Annotated in this window: 16 protein-coding genes and 1 other annotated feature; of the genes, 12 read left to right on the top strand and 4 right to left on the bottom strand. The window is 40.2% G+C overall.

Features of this window, described 5'->3' with window-relative positions; translation table 11 throughout:
- The first annotated feature begins 67 nt into the window (after positions 1-67).
- From ACQKL6_RS03775 to ACQKL6_RS03755, 5 genes are all read left to right on the top strand, one after another.
- Positions 68-3,778 (top strand): dynamin family protein, encoded by a 3,711-nt coding sequence (locus ACQKL6_RS03775; RefSeq protein ID WP_427591767.1) that lies wholly within the window; start codon positions 68-70, stop codon positions 3,776-3,778.
- 26 nt (positions 3,779-3,804) lie between these two features.
- Positions 3,805-4,587, top strand: a complete 783-nt coding sequence (locus tag ACQKL6_RS03770; RefSeq protein ID WP_427650597.1) for a DNA polymerase beta superfamily protein — start codon at positions 3,805-3,807, stop codon at positions 4,585-4,587.
- Positions 4,575-5,402 carry a sulfurtransferase gene (locus ACQKL6_RS03765; RefSeq protein ID WP_403079409.1) on the top strand — a complete coding sequence of 276 codons (828 nt, stop codon included), beginning with the start codon at positions 4,575-4,577 and terminating at the stop codon, positions 5,400-5,402. Before ACQKL6_RS03770 ends, ACQKL6_RS03765 begins: the two co-directional genes overlap by 13 nt.
- Before the next feature lie 117 nt (positions 5,403-5,519).
- Positions 5,520-6,365 carry a 5'-3' exonuclease gene (locus tag ACQKL6_RS03760; RefSeq protein WP_402869869.1) on the top strand — a complete coding sequence of 282 codons (846 nt, stop codon included), beginning with the start codon at positions 5,520-5,522 and terminating at the stop codon, positions 6,363-6,365.
- A 110-nt stretch (positions 6,366-6,475) separates the two neighbouring features.
- Entirely contained in the window at positions 6,476-6,769 is a 294-nt protein-coding gene (locus ACQKL6_RS03755) for a DUF6123 family protein (RefSeq protein ID WP_402869063.1), read from the top strand.
- 31 nt (positions 6,770-6,800) lie between these two features.
- On the opposite strand, the gene ACQKL6_RS03750 is transcribed toward ACQKL6_RS03755, so the two are convergent.
- Together ACQKL6_RS03750 and ACQKL6_RS03745 are read right to left on the bottom strand one after the other, a co-directional pair.
- Positions 6,801-7,703 (bottom strand): DMT family transporter, encoded by a 903-nt coding sequence (locus tag ACQKL6_RS03750; protein ID WP_427591769.1) that lies wholly within the window; start codon positions 7,701-7,703, stop codon positions 6,801-6,803.
- Positions 7,687-8,094 carry a reverse transcriptase-like protein gene (locus tag ACQKL6_RS03745; RefSeq protein WP_402869059.1) on the bottom strand — a complete coding sequence of 136 codons (408 nt, stop codon included), beginning with the start codon at positions 8,092-8,094 and terminating at the stop codon, positions 7,687-7,689. The genes ACQKL6_RS03750 and ACQKL6_RS03745 overlap by 17 nt, the downstream gene beginning before the upstream one ends.
- Positions 8,095-8,349: 255 nt before the next feature.
- Here ACQKL6_RS03745 and ACQKL6_RS03740 point away from each other — a divergent pair, with 255 nt between their 5' ends.
- The 3 genes from ACQKL6_RS03740 (at position 8,350) to ACQKL6_RS03730 (ending at position 10,293) form a co-directional block, all read left to right on the top strand.
- Entirely contained in the window at positions 8,350-9,048 is a 699-nt protein-coding gene (locus ACQKL6_RS03740) for a ribonuclease H family protein (RefSeq protein ID WP_402869057.1), read from the top strand.
- Positions 9,026-9,217 (top strand): zinc-finger domain-containing protein, encoded by a 192-nt coding sequence (locus ACQKL6_RS03735; RefSeq protein WP_402869055.1) that lies wholly within the window; start codon positions 9,026-9,028, stop codon positions 9,215-9,217. Before ACQKL6_RS03740 ends, ACQKL6_RS03735 begins: the two co-directional genes overlap by 23 nt.
- Before the next feature lie 77 nt (positions 9,218-9,294).
- Entirely contained in the window at positions 9,295-10,293 is a 999-nt protein-coding gene (locus ACQKL6_RS03730) for an HD-GYP domain-containing protein (protein WP_402988097.1), read from the top strand.
- Positions 10,294-10,311: 18 nt separating this feature from the next.
- Here the strand turns inward: ACQKL6_RS03730 and ACQKL6_RS03725 are convergent, their stop codons facing one another.
- Positions 10,312-10,773, bottom strand: coding sequence for an RrF2 family transcriptional regulator (locus ACQKL6_RS03725; protein WP_402869867.1), 462 nt, complete (start codon positions 10,771-10,773; stop codon positions 10,312-10,314).
- A 171-nt stretch (positions 10,774-10,944) separates the two neighbouring features.
- Between ACQKL6_RS03725 and hmpA the strand changes: the two genes are divergently transcribed.
- From hmpA to ACQKL6_RS03705, 4 genes are all read left to right on the top strand, one after another.
- On the top strand, positions 10,945-12,153 hold the full coding sequence (gene hmpA / locus ACQKL6_RS03720) for an NO-inducible flavohemoprotein (protein WP_427591770.1): 1,209 nt from the start codon (positions 10,945-10,947) through the stop codon (positions 12,151-12,153).
- 64 nt (positions 12,154-12,217) lie between these two features.
- Positions 12,218-12,432 (top strand) — a binding site (T-box leader).
- Positions 12,433-12,489: 57 nt separating this feature from the next.
- On the top strand, positions 12,490-13,578 hold the full coding sequence (gene proB, locus ACQKL6_RS03715; protein ID WP_402869051.1) for a glutamate 5-kinase: 1,089 nt from the start codon (positions 12,490-12,492) through the stop codon (positions 13,576-13,578).
- A 30-nt stretch (positions 13,579-13,608) separates the two neighbouring features.
- Positions 13,609-14,856, top strand: a complete 1,248-nt coding sequence (locus ACQKL6_RS03710; protein ID WP_402869049.1) for a glutamate-5-semialdehyde dehydrogenase — start codon at positions 13,609-13,611, stop codon at positions 14,854-14,856.
- 81 nt (positions 14,857-14,937) lie between these two features.
- A complete protein-coding gene (locus ACQKL6_RS03705) occupies positions 14,938-15,381 on the top strand; it encodes a general stress protein (protein ID WP_402869047.1) in 444 nt (147 codons plus the stop codon).
- A 216-nt stretch (positions 15,382-15,597) separates the two neighbouring features.
- On the opposite strand, the gene ACQKL6_RS03700 is transcribed toward ACQKL6_RS03705, so the two are convergent.
- On the bottom strand, positions 15,598-16,230 hold the full coding sequence (locus ACQKL6_RS03700) for a LysE family translocator (RefSeq protein ID WP_427591771.1): 633 nt from the start codon (positions 16,228-16,230) through the stop codon (positions 15,598-15,600).
- Positions 16,231-16,282 lie beyond the last annotated feature (52 nt).

Below are 16,282 nucleotides of genomic sequence, written 5' to 3'. Positions count from 1 at the left end.
TGAATAACAAACGAAATCGTTTACAATAGGAGTATCAAAATGACGATAGAATAAGGGGTATGGAAAGATGATTTCTGAAGTAACCAAGCAACAGTCTAAATTGGGGATTTTGACTGCCATGTATGAAAAATTCCAATTGGCAGGTGATACGGGTAATGCCGATAAACTGAAACAGTTAATCATGAAAGTGAATAAAGAAGAATTTATCATTGCTTTTTGTGGTCATTTTTCCGCAGGGAAATCAAGCATGATCAATTACTTTTTGGGTGATCAAGTATTGCCTTCTAGTCCGATTCCTACGAGTGCCAATACAGTTAAAGTTCAAAAAGGAGATGACTATGCCAAGGTCTTTTATCATCATCAGCCACCGGTAGTATTTCCTGCACCATATGATTTTAAAGAGGTAAAGAAATTCGCCAAGGACGGCGATTCCGTATCGGCCATTACCATTAGCTCCAATCAGTTTCAATTGCCAGATTCTTGTGCAATCATGGATACGCCGGGAATTGACTCGACCGATGATGCTCACAGGGTATCGACTGAATCAGCCTTGCATCTAGCAGATGTCGTTTTTTATGTTATGGATTATAACCATGTCCAATCTGAAGTGAATTTCCTTTTCACGAAAGAATTAGTAGAAGCGGAAAAACCGACGTACTTAATTATCAATATGATTGATAAGCATGATGAAAATGAGCTGAGCTTCCAGAATTTTAAATTATCGGTTTCAGAAGCTTTTGCGAATTGGAATGTATATCCTGATGGAATCTTTTTTACGTCTGTTAGAGATTTGGACAATAGCGAGAATGAAATTGAAACTGTGCGGAATTTTCTGTATGAAATGGCGGAAAATGGTTTGTCGAATGGCAAGGACGCCATTATGCAATCTGCGAATGCTCTTGTTGAAAGACATCTTATCTGGTTAAAAGAGCAGTATGAAGAAGAACATGCCAGTGAATTTGAAGTACTGTCGGAGCTTCCTAATGAAGAGCGGATAAAGTTGACAGACCAAGTGGATAAACTAATCAAGGAAAAGGGATCTTTAACGGATCGCTTGGAGAAGATAAAAGCCCAGTTTGCCGAGGATTTGGAAGTCATTTTGAAAAGCGCGTATATCATGCCGGCAACTACTCGCGATTTGGGAAAATCATTCTTGGAATCCGTCCAGCCCGATTTTAAAATGGGATTATTATTTGCAAAGAAAAAAACGGAAGCTGAACGTGCGGAGCGCCTTCAATCCTTCTTAGCTGATTTGCAAGAAAAGGTTAAGACTCAACTTGAATGGCACCTTAAAGAGTTGGCGGTAAAGACTCTTACTGAGGCAGAAGTACATGATGCAACGCTAGAAAGTGATGCCCAGACATTACATATCGAGATTACAGAAGAGTATATCCGGAAATCTCTGAAACCACAGGTCAATGTTACAGGGGAATATGTATTGAACTATACCAATGACCTAGCTTCCACGATTAAAAAGAAGTCCCGTGATGAAGCGGATGTATTTTTCAATAAAGTGATTGTCGCCCTGGAAGAAAGAATTGGTTTACAATCAGAATCCATTGATAAAGAGCTGGAAGGTTTTGCTGATTTTGCAGAAGCCCTTAAGGTTACAGCAGCAATGAACGGTGAAATAGCCGCTCATAAGGAACAGTTGGATGCCATTGCCAATCAGACTGTACAGTCAGCCAAGGAAAGTGATATCGAGGCACTTCTGACTCAATGGGATGAAGAAGATAAAAATATCAAGGTTAAAATAATGAATACGAGTGAAACCGAAGCGGTAAATCAGGAAAAGAAACAGAAGCCATCCCAAACGTCCATGGAAGAAAAAAAGGTGCAAATCGAATCGGTCACCCCTTCTATGAGTAAAGGGGACTTACGTGGTAAGGAAAAATTGATGGATACGGCAAGAAACTTACAAAGTGCAGCCAAACTGATTCAACCTTTGAAAGGTTTCCAATCGCTCTATAAAGAATTAACAGAGAAGGCGAGTAGACTCGAAAAGCAGACATTCACTGTTGCATTATTCGGTGCTTTCAGTGCCGGCAAGTCATCTTTCGCCAATGCATTGATGGGGGAAACCGTTTTACCGGTATCACCGAACCCTACCACTGCCGCAATCAATAAAATCTTGGCTTCGGACAGTGAACATCCACATGGTACAGCGACTGTTAAATTAAAAACCGAAGAAATGCTCCTAGAGGATGTGAAATTGGCTTTAAGTGCGTTTGGTCAAACTGCCAAGTCACTGAGTGAGGCACATCAACTAGCTTTGGAGATTATCGAAAAAGCGGGTGAAGTGGATAAAGGGAAAACTCATCTATCCTTCCTTCGTGCGTTCCATCAAGGAATGCCGCCATACCAAAAAGATTTAGGGTCAGTCATAACGGTGGATTTGGAAGGATTCAAGAGTTTTGCAGCAGAGGAATCGAAGTCATGTCTCGTGGATTTGATTGAATTACGTTACGACTGTGAAATGACAAAGCAGGGCATGGTGCTTGTCGATACCCCTGGAGCGGATTCCATTAATGCCAGGCATACTGGAGCTGCCTTCGAGTATATTAAAAACTCGGATGCGATTCTCTTCGTGACCTATTACAACCATCCCTTTTCAAAGGCTGATCGAGAATTCCTGATCCAACTTGGTCGCGTTAAGGATTCTTTTGCAATGGATAAAATGTTCTTTATCGTCAATGCAGTCGATCTTGCCCAGAATACCGACGAGTTGGAAGAAGTGATGGAGTATGTTACGGATCAATTGAATGGCTTCGGTATCCGTTTTCCAAAGCTATTCCCGCTTACTAGTAAAGGTGCTTTGGCAGAAAAGAAACTTCCTGGTTCATTCAAGCACTCTTTCCTTCAGGATAGTGGCATAACGGAATTTCAATTGCAATTCGATTCGTTCATCGAACATGACTTAACGGGGCTTGCAATCGAATCGGCGCAGGCGGCTGTACGAAGGACCGAAGAATTAATGCGTGATGTTATTACGGCCTCTAAGCAAGATGAGAAAGCCAAGCAAAAGGCCCTTGAGACATTGGCGCAAGAGGCTCAGACCATAACAGGCATTTTGGAAGTCATTAAAGGGGATGCCGAAAAACTACGGTTGAAAAAAGAGATTGATGAATTGACTTTCTATAGTAAACAACGGGTGTTTTTCCGGTTCAATGACTTTTTCAAGGAATCATTCAACCCTGCTGTCATAAAGGACGATGGACAGGACTTGAAACAGGTCCTTAAGTTAGCCTTAAAGGACCTACTCGAATCATTAGGATTTGACCTATCACAGGAAATGCGTGCCACAGCATTGAGGACTGAGATGTTCGTCAATAAATTGTTGAATGAAAAACAAGTCGGTTTGCTCCAACAGATCCAGAATGTCCGAAAAACAATTTCGTTACAACCATATGAACCAAGTGAGAAAGAGTCCCTTGAGTTCACAAGTGCTTTTAACCAAATGGATGCGGGTGAATTCAAAAAAGAGTTAGCTCAGTTCAAGAATCCAAAAAGCTTCTTCGAAAAAAATGAAAAGGTAAAAATGAGTGAGGATATCCAATTGCGCTTGGATGAGCCTGCCTTAATTTACGTGAAAGAACAGGGTGCCCGTCTTTTTGAATTATATACAACGATTCTGGATCAGGAATTGCTATCGATTCAAAAGAAATTCCAAGCGGAAATAGCCGATGTGTTTGCTGGGTTACGTGCTGCTTTAGAGGAAAAGGTAGATTTACCTTACTATGAGGCTGCTGTAGAAAAATTGGTAAAAATGAATTCTTAGAATAATAATGGAAACGAGGTTACTTTATGAAAGAAAACCTTATTTCACTTTTGTCCGAACTTGAAAAGCGTGAACATATTAAAATCATGATGGCTGCTGTAACAGGCAGCCATTCTTTTGGTCTATCATCATCAAGTTCGGATTTCGATGTCAGATTTATTTATGTCCAAAATGAAGTCAAAACCTATTTATCGATAGGCAAGCCTGTCGACTCCATCCAGTTGGTTGAGGGCTCTTTAGACCTCGTAGGATGGGATTTGTTCAAGGCCTCCCGGCTCATGTTAAAGAGTAACCCTTCTGTTTATGAGTTAGTTACGTCTCCCATTCAACTTATCGACGAGCCAACCTATCGCAGAAATATGCTAAGTTTAATGAATGTAGCTTATTCCAAAAAGGTTTTAGGGCATCATTACCTCCGCATGATTAAGAGCAATATTCAACGATTGGCTGAAGAAAAGGATACGGAAATTAAAACGTTTAAAACTTGGGTACAAGTTTATCGATCGTATTTGACGTTACACTATCTAATCCAAAAAAAATCGCTACCACCCATAGATGTGTGGGAATTGCTGGAGTCCGTGGTGCTTGAAGAAGATATGAAAAAGAGGATGACTACAATATTCATGGCTAAAAAAAACGAAGATTTTCCGAAACTTGCAAGTGAAGAAAATCTTAAGGTCTTGAAAGGAACATTCCCCTTCTTGGAAGAGAATGTAACAAAGCTTCCGGTGGGAAGGGACATGGAGAAGGAACTCAATCATATAAATTGGTCCATTCTAAAGGGGGAGATAGTAAAATGGGATATATAATAGAGGTAGAAGAGTTAATATCCATGAGCAAATTAGAGGATGTCAGAATTTGTGATTGCCGATATAAGCTTGGGTCACCAGAAGTGGGCGGTAAAGAATACGAAAAAGAACATATTACAGGTGCCGTATATTTTGATTTAGAAAAAGACTTATCTGGACAGGTTGAAGAACATGGAGGGAGACATCCGCTTCCGAATTTGGTTCAGTTTAAAAATAAGCTAGAATCATATGGAATAACCAACGATACAATTTTAGTTGCCTATGATGGTGGGGAGGGTAGCTTCGCTTCAAGATTCGTTTGGCTGCTTTCCTATATTGGGCACCAGAATGTCTACATCCTGAATGGTGGATATCAGGCATGGAAGGATGGAGGGTACCCTTCGGATTCCAGTATACCAGAATATAAACAGGCAGAATATCGACTACACATACATGAACCCATTTTGGCTTCTTACGAAAAGGTGAAGGAGTTTAGCGAAAAGAGACCGGATGACGTGGTGTTGATAGACTCAAGGGAAACTAAACGGTTCTTAGGAATTGTAGAGCCTATCGATAAAAAGGCAGGGCACATACCGGGGGCAATCAATAAGGTATGGACGAATGTTCTTGACGGGGGATATTTCTTGAAAAGGGATGAACTGAAGAAAACATTCGAGGGTATTAGCGGTGATAAGGAAATCATCGTTTATTGTGGTTCAGGTGTGACGGCTTCTCCCAATTATATTGCACTGAAGGAAGCCGGTTTCACTAATGTCAAGGTATATGTAGGAAGCTTCAGTGACTGGATTTCCTACCCGGATAATCCTATAGGATGATTAAGTTATTTCCAATTAACAATCCTCAAAAAGGTGTACAGCTATGGTAAAATAGATATACATCATGATAGAGGTGATAAAGTGTTAACGAATGAAAAAGAACAGCAGCCTTCCTTTATGCTTGTCGATGGAATGGCACTTTTATTTAGAGCCTTTTATGCAACGGCTGTCACAGGCCAGTTTATGATTAATTCTAAAGGGGCCCCCACAAATGCTGTACAGGGTTTCTTAAAGCATATGCTCACAGCGGTAAATCATTTCTCCCCTAGTCATATTGCAGTTTGCTGGGATATGGGTAGTAAAACTTTCCGTAATGAATTATTTGATGGGTATAAGGCTAACAGAACGTCTGCCCCAGTTGAAATGATTCCACAATTCGAATTAGCGAAACAAGCGGTCGAGGCTTTTGATATTCCTAATATAGGGCTTCCGGGGTATGAGGCGGATGACTGTATCGGTACCATTGCAAAAGCTTCAGCCAATCATAGTCGCGTCGGAATCCTAACGGGTGACCAAGACATGCTTCAGCTGATTGAAGATAACATTTCCGTCCTCTTACTAAAAAAGGGTTACGGCAATTATGAAGTGCATAACCCCACTAGTTTCTTTGAATGGAAAGGGATTACCCCTAGACAGATGATCGACCTTAAAGCATTGATGGGTGATACTGCAGACAATTATCCAGGTGTAAAAGGGATTGGGGAAAAAACAGCGTTGAAGTTATTGATACAATATCAAAATATTGAGGGTATCCTGGAAAATGTTGCTTCATTGACGAAGGGACAGCGGACAAAGATTGAATCAGCCCTTGATATGCTTCATTTATCAAGGCAGCTGGCGGAAATCAAATGTGATGTTCCGATATCATGTACCTTAGATCAGGCGATCTATCAATTCGATCGTGAAAAAGTCCAAAATCTTGCCAGGGATCATGAATATAAAACACTATTGCGGATGCTATAAAATGAATGAGCGAATTCCTTATGATGGGGAATTCGTTTTTTATTTAAATAGGGGTTTTTGTCGAAAAATGGATAGGCAAAACCCCTAATTTACGGTAAGATGTAAAAAGTATGAATGATGGAGTGGATGCAGTAGTGGGGCAATCAACTGAAGAATATGTGAGATTTCTTGAAGGAAAAGGTTTCTCTTTCGGAGATGATGCCATAGGCTTTATTTATTTTGGCAAACGGTACACGGAAGCGAGTGATACTTTAGTCAATACGGCAATCGAATTGACCTTGAAAATCCAAAAAAAGTTTGATGGCAGTTTTTATATCTCTTTCCTTGAAAACCTAAAGCAAAATGGCATTGAAACGCGCTTTGCAGCGGTAGCGTTCGCTAAAGAACAAGGTTTACTTAAATAGGCTGGACTTCGTAAGTAGAAGTCCAGCCTATTTACGTTACTTCCCTCGGTATAGATTTTCTTTGTGGAAGTTCAGCAAGAATCATGCCGGCAAAAATGAATCCACAACCGGTTAAAGAAGCGACTGTCAATTTTTCATCAATCCATATGTATGAGGTCAATGCAGCAAATACAGGTTCCATAGAAAAAATCAAGGCAACCCTAGTGGGCGTCGTATACGCCTGAAAATAGGTTTGTGCAAAAAAAGCAAATGAGGTGGCCAAGACTGAAGTTACTAATAGGGCCGTCCAAACCTCTGGCTGTAGCATGACCTCAGCCTTGAAGACTACTGAATAATTCTCACCAAAAAGCAAGGCGGAGAGAAAGGATAAAAGGGATACCGTTCCTATTTGTATTAGCGTCAATGGAAGCGCCGGAAGGGTTTTTGCATATTTTGCGGTCGTGATGATTTGCATGGCAAAGCTTAGGGCACACAGAAACACTAAGAAATCCCCGACATTCACAGATGAATGGTCAACGAATGCCATTAAGTAAAGCCCAAAAGTTGCAGCAACGACTCCCAAAACCGTATTGCGTGACAGCTTCAATTTGAGGAGCACCAAAGAAAAAACGGGGACCATCACCACACTTAATCCAGTAATGAAGCCTGTCTTTGCAGGAGTCGTTAACTCTAGCCCTTTTGTTTGAAAGGCATAACCCAAGAAAAGCCAAACCCCGATATGAAGTCCTGCCAACATTGTTTCTTTATGGTATCTATTCCCTTTTTTATGTAAAGTCAAAAAATATGGTACAAGCAAAAACAGAAAGGCAATGAGAAAGCGGACAGCATTAAAGCTAAAGGGTTCGAGAAAAGAGATGGCATTTTGAACCATTACAAATGTGACACCCCAAATAAATACCACGAATAGTAAAGTTGCATCAGCAGTCTTTTTCATGTTGATCCTTATTCAGACGTATGGCCCGTCGAGCTAACTCATCCGCCGATTTATTCTCTATACTTGGTATCCATTTCACGAAAAACAACTCTAGTTGGTCGGTTAGTTTAAGTGCTTCATAAAGTAAGGGCCCGTATTTCTTTTTAGCAAATTTCTTTTCAATAGCCTGGTTAATTGCCTGGGAATCCGTACGGAATGAGACGACTTGATAATTACTGGCAACACAAATCTCTAAAGCCTTAATTAATGCATGGTATTCCGCCTCGTGGTTTTCCATACAGCCAAGTGGAATTGAATGACGCTCTACCACACCGTTATTATTTATGAAAATGCCTGCGCCACTTGGTCCAGGGTTTCCGGCACTTGCACCATCTATATACACTTCAATCATGATGTTCCTCCTCGAGTACACAATATTAATATGATATGATTAAAACTTGTTTCCTATATCATTCTCACTTTGGAAACGAAAAATATTTCATTTCCAAAGTGAGAAATTCGTGTTGTTTAGGGAACTACTATAAAGGAATATTATAAGAATATTTATTAGTATATTTTATATTATAGATGGTATTACGGAAAATAGGTATGAAAATTGTCGAACTTAATCGTATGAAATAGAGCGATTTTAAGGAGCTGAAAATCATTGAAAGTAATCATGCATTGGAAATATAAAACCTCCAGGAAACCTTCAGCGGATTTCACTTCAGATTGGCTTGATGCCGGAAGTGCTTTAATCATAGCTGACGACCTTGAAAAAACGGGCCGACTGAAGGACGTAGAATTCAAGGATGATTTCGATACAACATGGACGAAGAAAGAATTAAAGAAACTTTTGACAGTGGTTGAAGAGGAGCCGCAGGATGTGACGGTCTTTTTTGATGGGGGCTACCAAAAAGATCAAAAAACTGCTGGAATAGGCGTAGCCATTTATTATCGGCAGGGAAAAAAACACTTCCGCAATCGCTCGAATGTAAAGCTTGAACAATTGGAATCCAACAATGAAGCGGAGTATGCTGCATTTTATGAGGCGTTGAATCGGATGGAAGACTTGGGTGTGCATCATCAAAGCTGTTCCTTTAAAGGAGATTCCCTTGTTGTATTGAATCAATTGTCGGGAGATTGGCCATGCATGGAAGAGACCCTAAATAAATGGTTGGATCGCATAGAAGCGAAACTGGAAAAGATGAAAATCATTCCGGTCTATAAGCCAATTTCGCGGAAGGAGAATCAGGAAGCGGATCGTTTGGCAACACTCGCTCTTCAAGGTGAATCCATTTTTAGTAATTTGGAAATTATTGATCAAAGGAGTCGTAATAGCGATGAATCGGAAAAAAATATATGAAGAAGTAGAAGAGGTGATTGTATCTTACTGCCAGGATTGCTTTCTGCAAAAACAATTCCGAAAAGATAAAGGTCGTTCATATGCTCATAAGTTCTGTATATCACAGTGTACTGTGGGAGAAAAATTAAGAGAGCTGGGAAACAAACTGGTTGATGATACACAGGTATAAGAAGTGGGTCCTACTTTTTTCACAATAACATAGAATAATATGGTATTATGGGGAAAAAGAAGGAAAAGTGTGGAGCTATGAATAAAAGAAAAGGAAAGTTAAATAAAGAGTGGAAAGTACCGCTTACCATTCCCGAAATCGATTCTTTGTTGGAAGAACTGAATAAAAAGACAAAAGAAAACCAAGAGTCGTCAGTTAGTGACCTTTATGATAAACAAAAAATGGGGGATCACCTACACCACCAAATAAACGATATTACGGTACAAATAAAGAATATATTTGATGACATACGCAAAGAAGAGAAAATTCAACGCAGGACAATTGACGGAATTCAAGCGGAAATTGTCCCAGTCATTCAAGAGGCAGCCAGGATTCCGGATATTTACTACTTATTCGAAGAAATGCAGTCCAAAAACGAATATACGTATAAGCATAATATAGGGGTCGGGATCATAGCGACCTATTTAGGGAAGAAGCTCGGATTGTCGAGTGAAAGTCTCTCCAATCTTACATTAGCGGCAACCCTTCATGATGTTGGTAAAACTAGGATACCTGAGAGTTTATTAGACAAGCCGGGGAAACTAACCTTAGCAGAATATGAAGAAATGAAACGGCATACGATTTATGGATACGAGCTACTTAAGAACATACCAGGGCTCCATCCTTCTATAGCATTGACGGCACTTCAGCACCATGAGCGTGAGGATGGGCATGGATATCCATTAAACCTGAACGGGAATAATATTTACTATCTTTCCAAAATCGTAGCAATAGCTGATGTGTTTCATGCCATGTCCTCAAATCGGGTTTATCATCAGGCCATGCCATTTTATATGGTCATCGAACAAATGAACCGAGATGTATTCGGAAAATTCAATCCTGAAATTTTGTTGGTATTCATTAATTCCTTGATGGAAACGCTAGTGGGAAAAGAAGTCATGCTGACGAATCAGCAGATTGGGACGATTATCATGATAAACCCATATGACCCTCTTAAAGTACTGATGAAAACCGATGCAGGTTTCGTGGATTTAAGAATGGAAAAGGAATTACAAATTGAGCGGATCATGAGTTAATGAGACAAAGAGCCGGATTTAAATATCGGGCTCTTTGTCCTTTGGCTTTACCGAATCGAAATAGGCTTTTAACATTACTCTATTTTCAACGAAATCGGCAATTGTATATTGATCAAGAACCTTAAGAAAAGCGTCTAAGGCATTATTAAGTACAAATTTTAAAGAACATACGGGAGAAATCACACAGTTATCATCATCTTTGAAGCATTCTACTAAGTAAAAATCTTCCTCCGTTTTACGGACCAATTCTCCAACATTTATCTCATCAGGTTTTTTTGCCAGCCGTAACCCACCATTTCGTCCGCGTACTGTCTCAATATAACCCAATTTACCAAGGTTATAGACAATTTTCATCAGGTGGTTTTTCGATATATGATAGACTTCAGAAATCTCTTTTATATTTGTCAACGTGCTTTGTTCCTGGGAAGCTAGGTAAATCAAAACTCTTAGTGAATAATCTGAATAACTCGTTAGCCTCATGTTTTTCGCCTCACATTCTATCCCTTTGACTATATCATAAATGTGAACATTTTTTAACATCAATGCTAAAGTGCTAAAAAGAAGTATTCTAGATATTGCTTTTATCGATATTTGGTTTTAAGATAAACATGTATTTAAAATACTTGTTTTTTTAAAAAGAGGAGCCTAAACATGTTATCTCAAAAAACCATTGATATCATAAAATCCACCGTGCCTGTATTAGAAGTGCATGGTACTACCATTACAACTGTTTTTTATAAAAATCTTTTTGAAGCCCATCCAGAGCTATTGAATATTTTTAATCACACTAACCAGAAAAAGGGGCGTCAACAAAACGCATTAGCGAACACGGTGCTAGCTGCCGCTAAATATATCGACCAGCTTGAAACGATTTTACCGGCAGTTAAACAAATTGCTCAAAAACATAGGAGCCTTATTGTGAAACCTGAGCATTATCCTATTGTCGGAGAATACTTATTGGCTGCTATCAAGGAAGTGTTGGGAGATGCAGCTACCGAGGAAATCCTTCAAGCATGGGGAGATGCATACGGTGTCATAGCTGATGTTTTCATTAACATGGAGAAGGAAATGTATGACCAGGCATCTAACCAGAATGGGGGATGGACTGATTTCAAACCGTTTACTGTTATTAAGAAGGTACGGGAAAGTGAAGTCATAACTTCTTTCTATTTAAAACCTGCCGATGGAGAAGCTGTCCCATCATATTTACCTGGGCAATATTTAACAGTACGCATCGAAATCCAGGGTGAACAGTATTTATTCAACCGTCAATATAGTTTATCGGATGCACCAGGAAAAGAATATTTCCGTATCTCCGTCAAAAAAGAAAAAACACAAGTCTCTCCTGATGGAAGGGTCTCGAACCACCTGCACGATGCCATTCAAGTTGGGGATAGTATTGAGGCGACGGTTCCTGCAGGAGACTTTACCCTGGACTTAAAAAAACAATCACCAATTGTCTTTCTTAGCGGAGGTGTTGGAATCACGCCTTTCTTGAGTATGATGCATTCCCTTGCTGACCTACAGTCTGAACGTGATGTACAATTGGTCCATGCTTGTGAGAATGGGGCAGTTCAGCCGTTTAGAGAAGAATTGGCAGGACTTTCACAAAAGCTAGTAAACTATCAATTATCGTATGTTTTCAAGAACCCTAGTAAAGAAGATCAAGATCTTCCAAATTATGAAAAAAAAGGATACATGGATGTTGAGCTTTTAAGCAATCATATTAAAGCGGATGCAGATTATTATGTATGTGGTCCTGTACCATTTATGAAAACGATCATCACTCACTTGAAGGAGCTAGGGGTCGATTCCGAAAAAATTCATTATGAGTTTTTCGGTCCAGCAATGGCCCTTTAAGATTTAGTAAGGCACCTGGAATGTTGTTGACATCACGACGATAATTTTGCATACTATATTAAAACAATGAACGTTGAGAGAAGATTAGTATGCGAAATATTACTGTGACAGAGAGCGGAGTTTATAGCTGGAAGACCCGCGACAGAAAAGCGCAGAACCTGCTTCTTGAGTCCTATGCAAAACATAGGCGCGAACCCTGGCGTTATTAGGTAAAGTGGGATGTATACATGTGCATCCAATGAAGGTGGTACCACGGAGAGAGCTCTTTTCGTCCTTATTTCGAGGATGAAAAGGGCTTTTTTTCATTTTTAAGATAGTTATTGGAGGAAAAAATCGATGGAAAAGAAGCGCATCGTTGTAAAGATAGGAAGTAGTTCTTTAACAAACAACCAAGGTGAAATCGACCAAAAGAAATTTTCCGATCATATTCACGCAGTAGCGGCCTTACGTTCAGCTGGACATGAAGTGGTTTTAGTTTCATCCGGAGCGGTAGCAACTGGCTTTCGTAAATTAGGTTATCCGACAAGACCTGTTACATTAAAAGGAAAACAAGCGGCAGCCGCCGTCGGTCAAAGTCTATTGATTCAGTCCTATATGGAGCAACTGGGCCAATTCGGGATCGTCCCGGCGCAAATTTTGTTAACAAGAAATGATTTTTCGAATAAAGAACGCTATCAAAATGCCTATGCTACATTGATGGAATTGCTTGAGCGGGGGATTCTTCCGATAATTAATGAAAATGATACCGTATCCATTGCGGAACTGACATTCGGGGATAATGATATGTTATCTGCCCTTGTTAGCGGCCTTGTCCATGCGAACCAGTTAATCATCCTAACCGATATAAACGGGCTTTATGATTCTAATCCGCAGACTAATCCCATGGCTAGCAGATTCGGCCAGCTTTCTGAAATTACCGAAGAATTGCTGCAAATGGCTGAAGGTGCGGGGTCAAGTGTGGGTACAGGTGGTATGAAATCTAAGCTGATTGCAGCTCAGACAGCCCTTTCCCTGGGAGTTAAGGTGTTTATTGGATCCGGAGAGGGGAGAGAGAAACTCCTTACCATCCTAGAAGGAAACGGTGATGGCACATATATCGGCAATGAGGTCCTAACGACTGTTACCAAAAATAAGCAGTGGATTTCCCTTCATTCAAAAGTATCAGGGGCGATTTACATCGATGAAGGTGCTGAAAAGGCTTTAGTTTCGAAAGGGTGCAGCTTATTACCTGCAGGGATATATGAGATCAAAGGGAACTTCACCAAGGGGGATGTCGTCGAAGTGTTCGGTGCCAGCGGTGTTTTGGGACGTGGAGAAGTACTATATTCATCCTCCGAATTGAAGCAGGCGATGGGAAAGCGCACGACTGAGCTTGTCCTTTCTTCGATAGAAGTCATCCATCGTGATAAATGGGTGAAAGCTTAATCAAAAAAATATTTAAGGGGGTTTATGCATATGAGTGAAGTGTTAGCAAAAGGAAAAGCGGCCAAGAGCGCAAGTTATCAGCTGATCGGCCTGTCTACTGAAGTGAAAAATGAGGCACTTGAAAAAGTAGCTCAACGCCTGGTCTTAGATAAGGAATACATTTTGGCCGAAAACAAAAAGGATCTAGATATGGGCCGCCAAAAAGGAATGAATGAATCGGTATTGGACCGCATCATGCTGAATGGAAAACGGATTGAAGATATGGCGGCGGCCATTCGCCTTTTAGTTGACTTAAAAGATCCAGTTGGCGAAGAACTAGAAACGATTGAAAAGGATAATGGCTTATTGATTAAAAAGCTACGAGTTCCGATTGGGGTCATTGGCATGATTTATGAAGCAAGGCCGAATGTGACCATAGATGCTGCGACTTTATCTTTGAAAACGGGTAATGCAGTCATCTTACGTGGTAGTTCATCCGCCAAATCTTCTAATAAGGCCTTGGTTTCGTCTATCCACAAGGCATTAGAGGGTACAGCCATCCCCGTGGATGCCGTTCAACTAATTGAAGACACCAGTCGTGAAACGGCTAAAGAGCTATTCCATCTTAACGATTATTTAGATGTCTTGATTCCTCGGGGAGGAAAGAATTTAATTGAAACCGTCATGAAAGAGTCAAGTGTTCCGGTTCTTGAAACCGGGGCAGGCAATTGTCATATTTTCATTGATGAAACGGCTGATCCGGCTATGGCGGAGAAGGTAGTCTTGAACGGAAAAACTCAGCGCCCTTCCGTGTGCAATGCCATTGAAAGTTTGCTAGTTCATGAAAATTGGTTTGAAAGCCATGGACATCGTTTATTAGAAGCCTTGGATGAAAGAGGTATAGAGATATTTGGGGATGATACGGTCTGTGCCGCTTTTTCACCAGCCAAAATGGCGACGGAAGAAGATTGGTCCGCTGAATATTTAGCACTGAAAATCAGTGTGAAAATTATCAAGGATGTATCTGATGCCATCGAACATATTAATCGTTATGGTACGAAGCATTCCGAAGCGATCCTTACCAACGACGATTCAAATGCGGCGACCTTCTTGAAAAAGGTAGATGCAGCCGCTGTTTATCATAATGCTTCGACACGCTTTACAGACGGTTTCGAATTCGGATACGGTGCCGAAATTGGCATTTCCACGCAAAAACTTCATGCTCGTGGACCTATGGGGTTACCTGCCTTGACCTCAAGCAAGTATTTTATATATGGTCAAGGTCAAATAAGAGAGTAGAAGCATTCTAGTTCATGATGATTAGTAAAGCATTTTAACGGGTAATGGTATAGTACATTACTTTTTAAAGGAGCAGATACCATGGACAAGAGATTTATAGAAATTTTTAATAATGAAAATGAAGCAATGGTAGCAGTTGAACAGTTAAAGAAAGAAGGATATACATCAGATCAGATTTCAGTTGTGGCAAAAGATAGTAAGAATTTGTCTAATGAAATTGAAGAAGTGAGTCCTACTAAAACGGATGGATTTATAGCGGGTGCAACGGCGGGAGGGGCAGTTGGTTTAACTGGTCTACTTATTGGAATGAGTGCACTTGCAGTACCTGGCATCGGACCAATTTTGGCCGCAGGCCCGTTATTTGCCACATTTGGTGGAGCTGCTGCAGGTGCAGCATCAGGTGCAGGTGGATTGGAAAAACCATTAATGGATTTTGGATTGGATAAGGCTGAAGCAAAACAGTATGTAGAGGATATCAAGGCTGGGAAAATCTTGGTCGTTGCAGATACTCATTTAGATAAATGACAGATAGATTAACTATTGAGAAATACATACCAGAACGTTTCTGTTTCTATGTTAGGAATGTTAGTACTTAGAGGATGCTTAGGCATTCTCTTTTTTTTGTGCGTACAGGTTGTTTCGGGCACTTGAGTGAAACAAAATGTCAGGCTATACCTAGACCTGACATGGAGTAGCACTCTCTTATATTATATTATCAATGTTTACGAGAGGTAATGACTCTTATGTAAATAAAAGCTTTGCTGCTTGAATGGAAAAGTATATACCGATTCCTATTAAAGAAACTCCCGATATTATCGAAATGCCTGTGAGTATAGGTTTCGATAAAAATCGTCTAAGGGAACTGGAGACGATAGCCATCGTGAAATCCCATAATAAAAGTCCAAGAAGAATTCCCAAGCTATAAATGAGTAAATGAGACATATCATATTTTGAAACGGAGTTTGCAAGTACCGAACCATAAATACCTAACCAAAACAAAATGGATAAAGGGTTCGAAAGCGACATAATGAACCCAGATAAGAATGAAGAAGCAAGTCGGTCATTGGACTTTTGATTATTCACTTCAAACTTTCCAGCGCTTAGGAGGCTTTCAATCCCTGTATAAGTCAGAACGAAAAATCCAAAAATCCATAAAAACGTCTTCAGGAAGGAGTTGTCCATAAAATGGATAAAACCAAAAAAGACAAGGGCTATAAAGACAGTATCCGCTAAAATGGCGCCCCAGCCGAAAATCCAGGCATGGAAAAACCCTTTCTTAATTCCAATGTCCAATTGAGCAGCATTAATAGGACCGATAGGAACCGCTATTGACAAGCCTAAGAATACGTAGCTTAAAAAAACAACTAAATCCAAAGTATCACCTCTTCGTCGATATGTCTTAATTGAATGTATTCAAACGGGTTGA

It is taken from the genome of Peribacillus sp. NPDC097197 (genome assembly GCF_050278025.1).
Classification (GTDB): Bacteria; Bacillota; Bacilli; order Bacillales; family DSM-1321; genus Peribacillus.
This window is presented reverse-complemented; position numbering and strand designations above follow the sequence as displayed.

Bases quoted from the DNA above. Each gene is read 5' to 3' on its own strand.
- ACQKL6_RS03750 (WP_427591769.1), bottom strand. From the start codon at position 7,703: ATGAAAAAGACTGCTGATGCAACTTTACTATTCGTGGTATTTATTTGG.
- ACQKL6_RS03735 (WP_402869055.1), top strand. From the start codon at position 9,026: ATGAATCGGAAAAAAATATATGAAGAAGTAGAAGAGGTGATTGTATCT.
- hmpA (WP_427591770.1), top strand. From the start codon at position 10,945: ATGTTATCTCAAAAAACCATTGATATCATAAAATCCACCGTGCCTGTA.
- ACQKL6_RS03760 (WP_402869869.1), top strand. From the start codon at position 5,520: ATGCTTGTCGATGGAATGGCACTTTTATTTAGAGCCTTTTATGCAACG.
- ACQKL6_RS03705 (WP_402869047.1), top strand. From the start codon at position 14,938: ATGGACAAGAGATTTATAGAAATTTTTAATAATGAAAATGAAGCAATG.
- ACQKL6_RS03755 (WP_402869063.1), top strand. From the start codon at position 6,476: ATGAATGATGGAGTGGATGCAGTAGTGGGGCAATCAACTGAAGAATAT.
- ACQKL6_RS03745 (WP_402869059.1), bottom strand. From the start codon at position 8,094: ATGATTGAAGTGTATATAGATGGTGCAAGTGCCGGAAACCCTGGACCA.
- ACQKL6_RS03770 (WP_427650597.1), top strand. From the start codon at position 3,805: ATGAAAGAAAACCTTATTTCACTTTTGTCCGAACTTGAAAAGCGTGAA.
- ACQKL6_RS03730 (WP_402988097.1), top strand. From the start codon at position 9,295: ATGAATAAAAGAAAAGGAAAGTTAAATAAAGAGTGGAAAGTACCGCTT.
- proB (WP_402869051.1), top strand. From the start codon at position 12,490: ATGGAAAAGAAGCGCATCGTTGTAAAGATAGGAAGTAGTTCTTTAACA.
- ACQKL6_RS03775 (WP_427591767.1), top strand. From the start codon at position 68: ATGATTTCTGAAGTAACCAAGCAACAGTCTAAATTGGGGATTTTGACT.
- ACQKL6_RS03725 (WP_402869867.1), bottom strand. From the start codon at position 10,773: ATGAGGCTAACGAGTTATTCAGATTATTCACTAAGAGTTTTGATTTAC.
- ACQKL6_RS03710 (WP_402869049.1), top strand. From the start codon at position 13,609: ATGAGTGAAGTGTTAGCAAAAGGAAAAGCGGCCAAGAGCGCAAGTTAT.
- ACQKL6_RS03765 (WP_403079409.1), top strand. From the start codon at position 4,575: ATGGGATATATAATAGAGGTAGAAGAGTTAATATCCATGAGCAAATTA.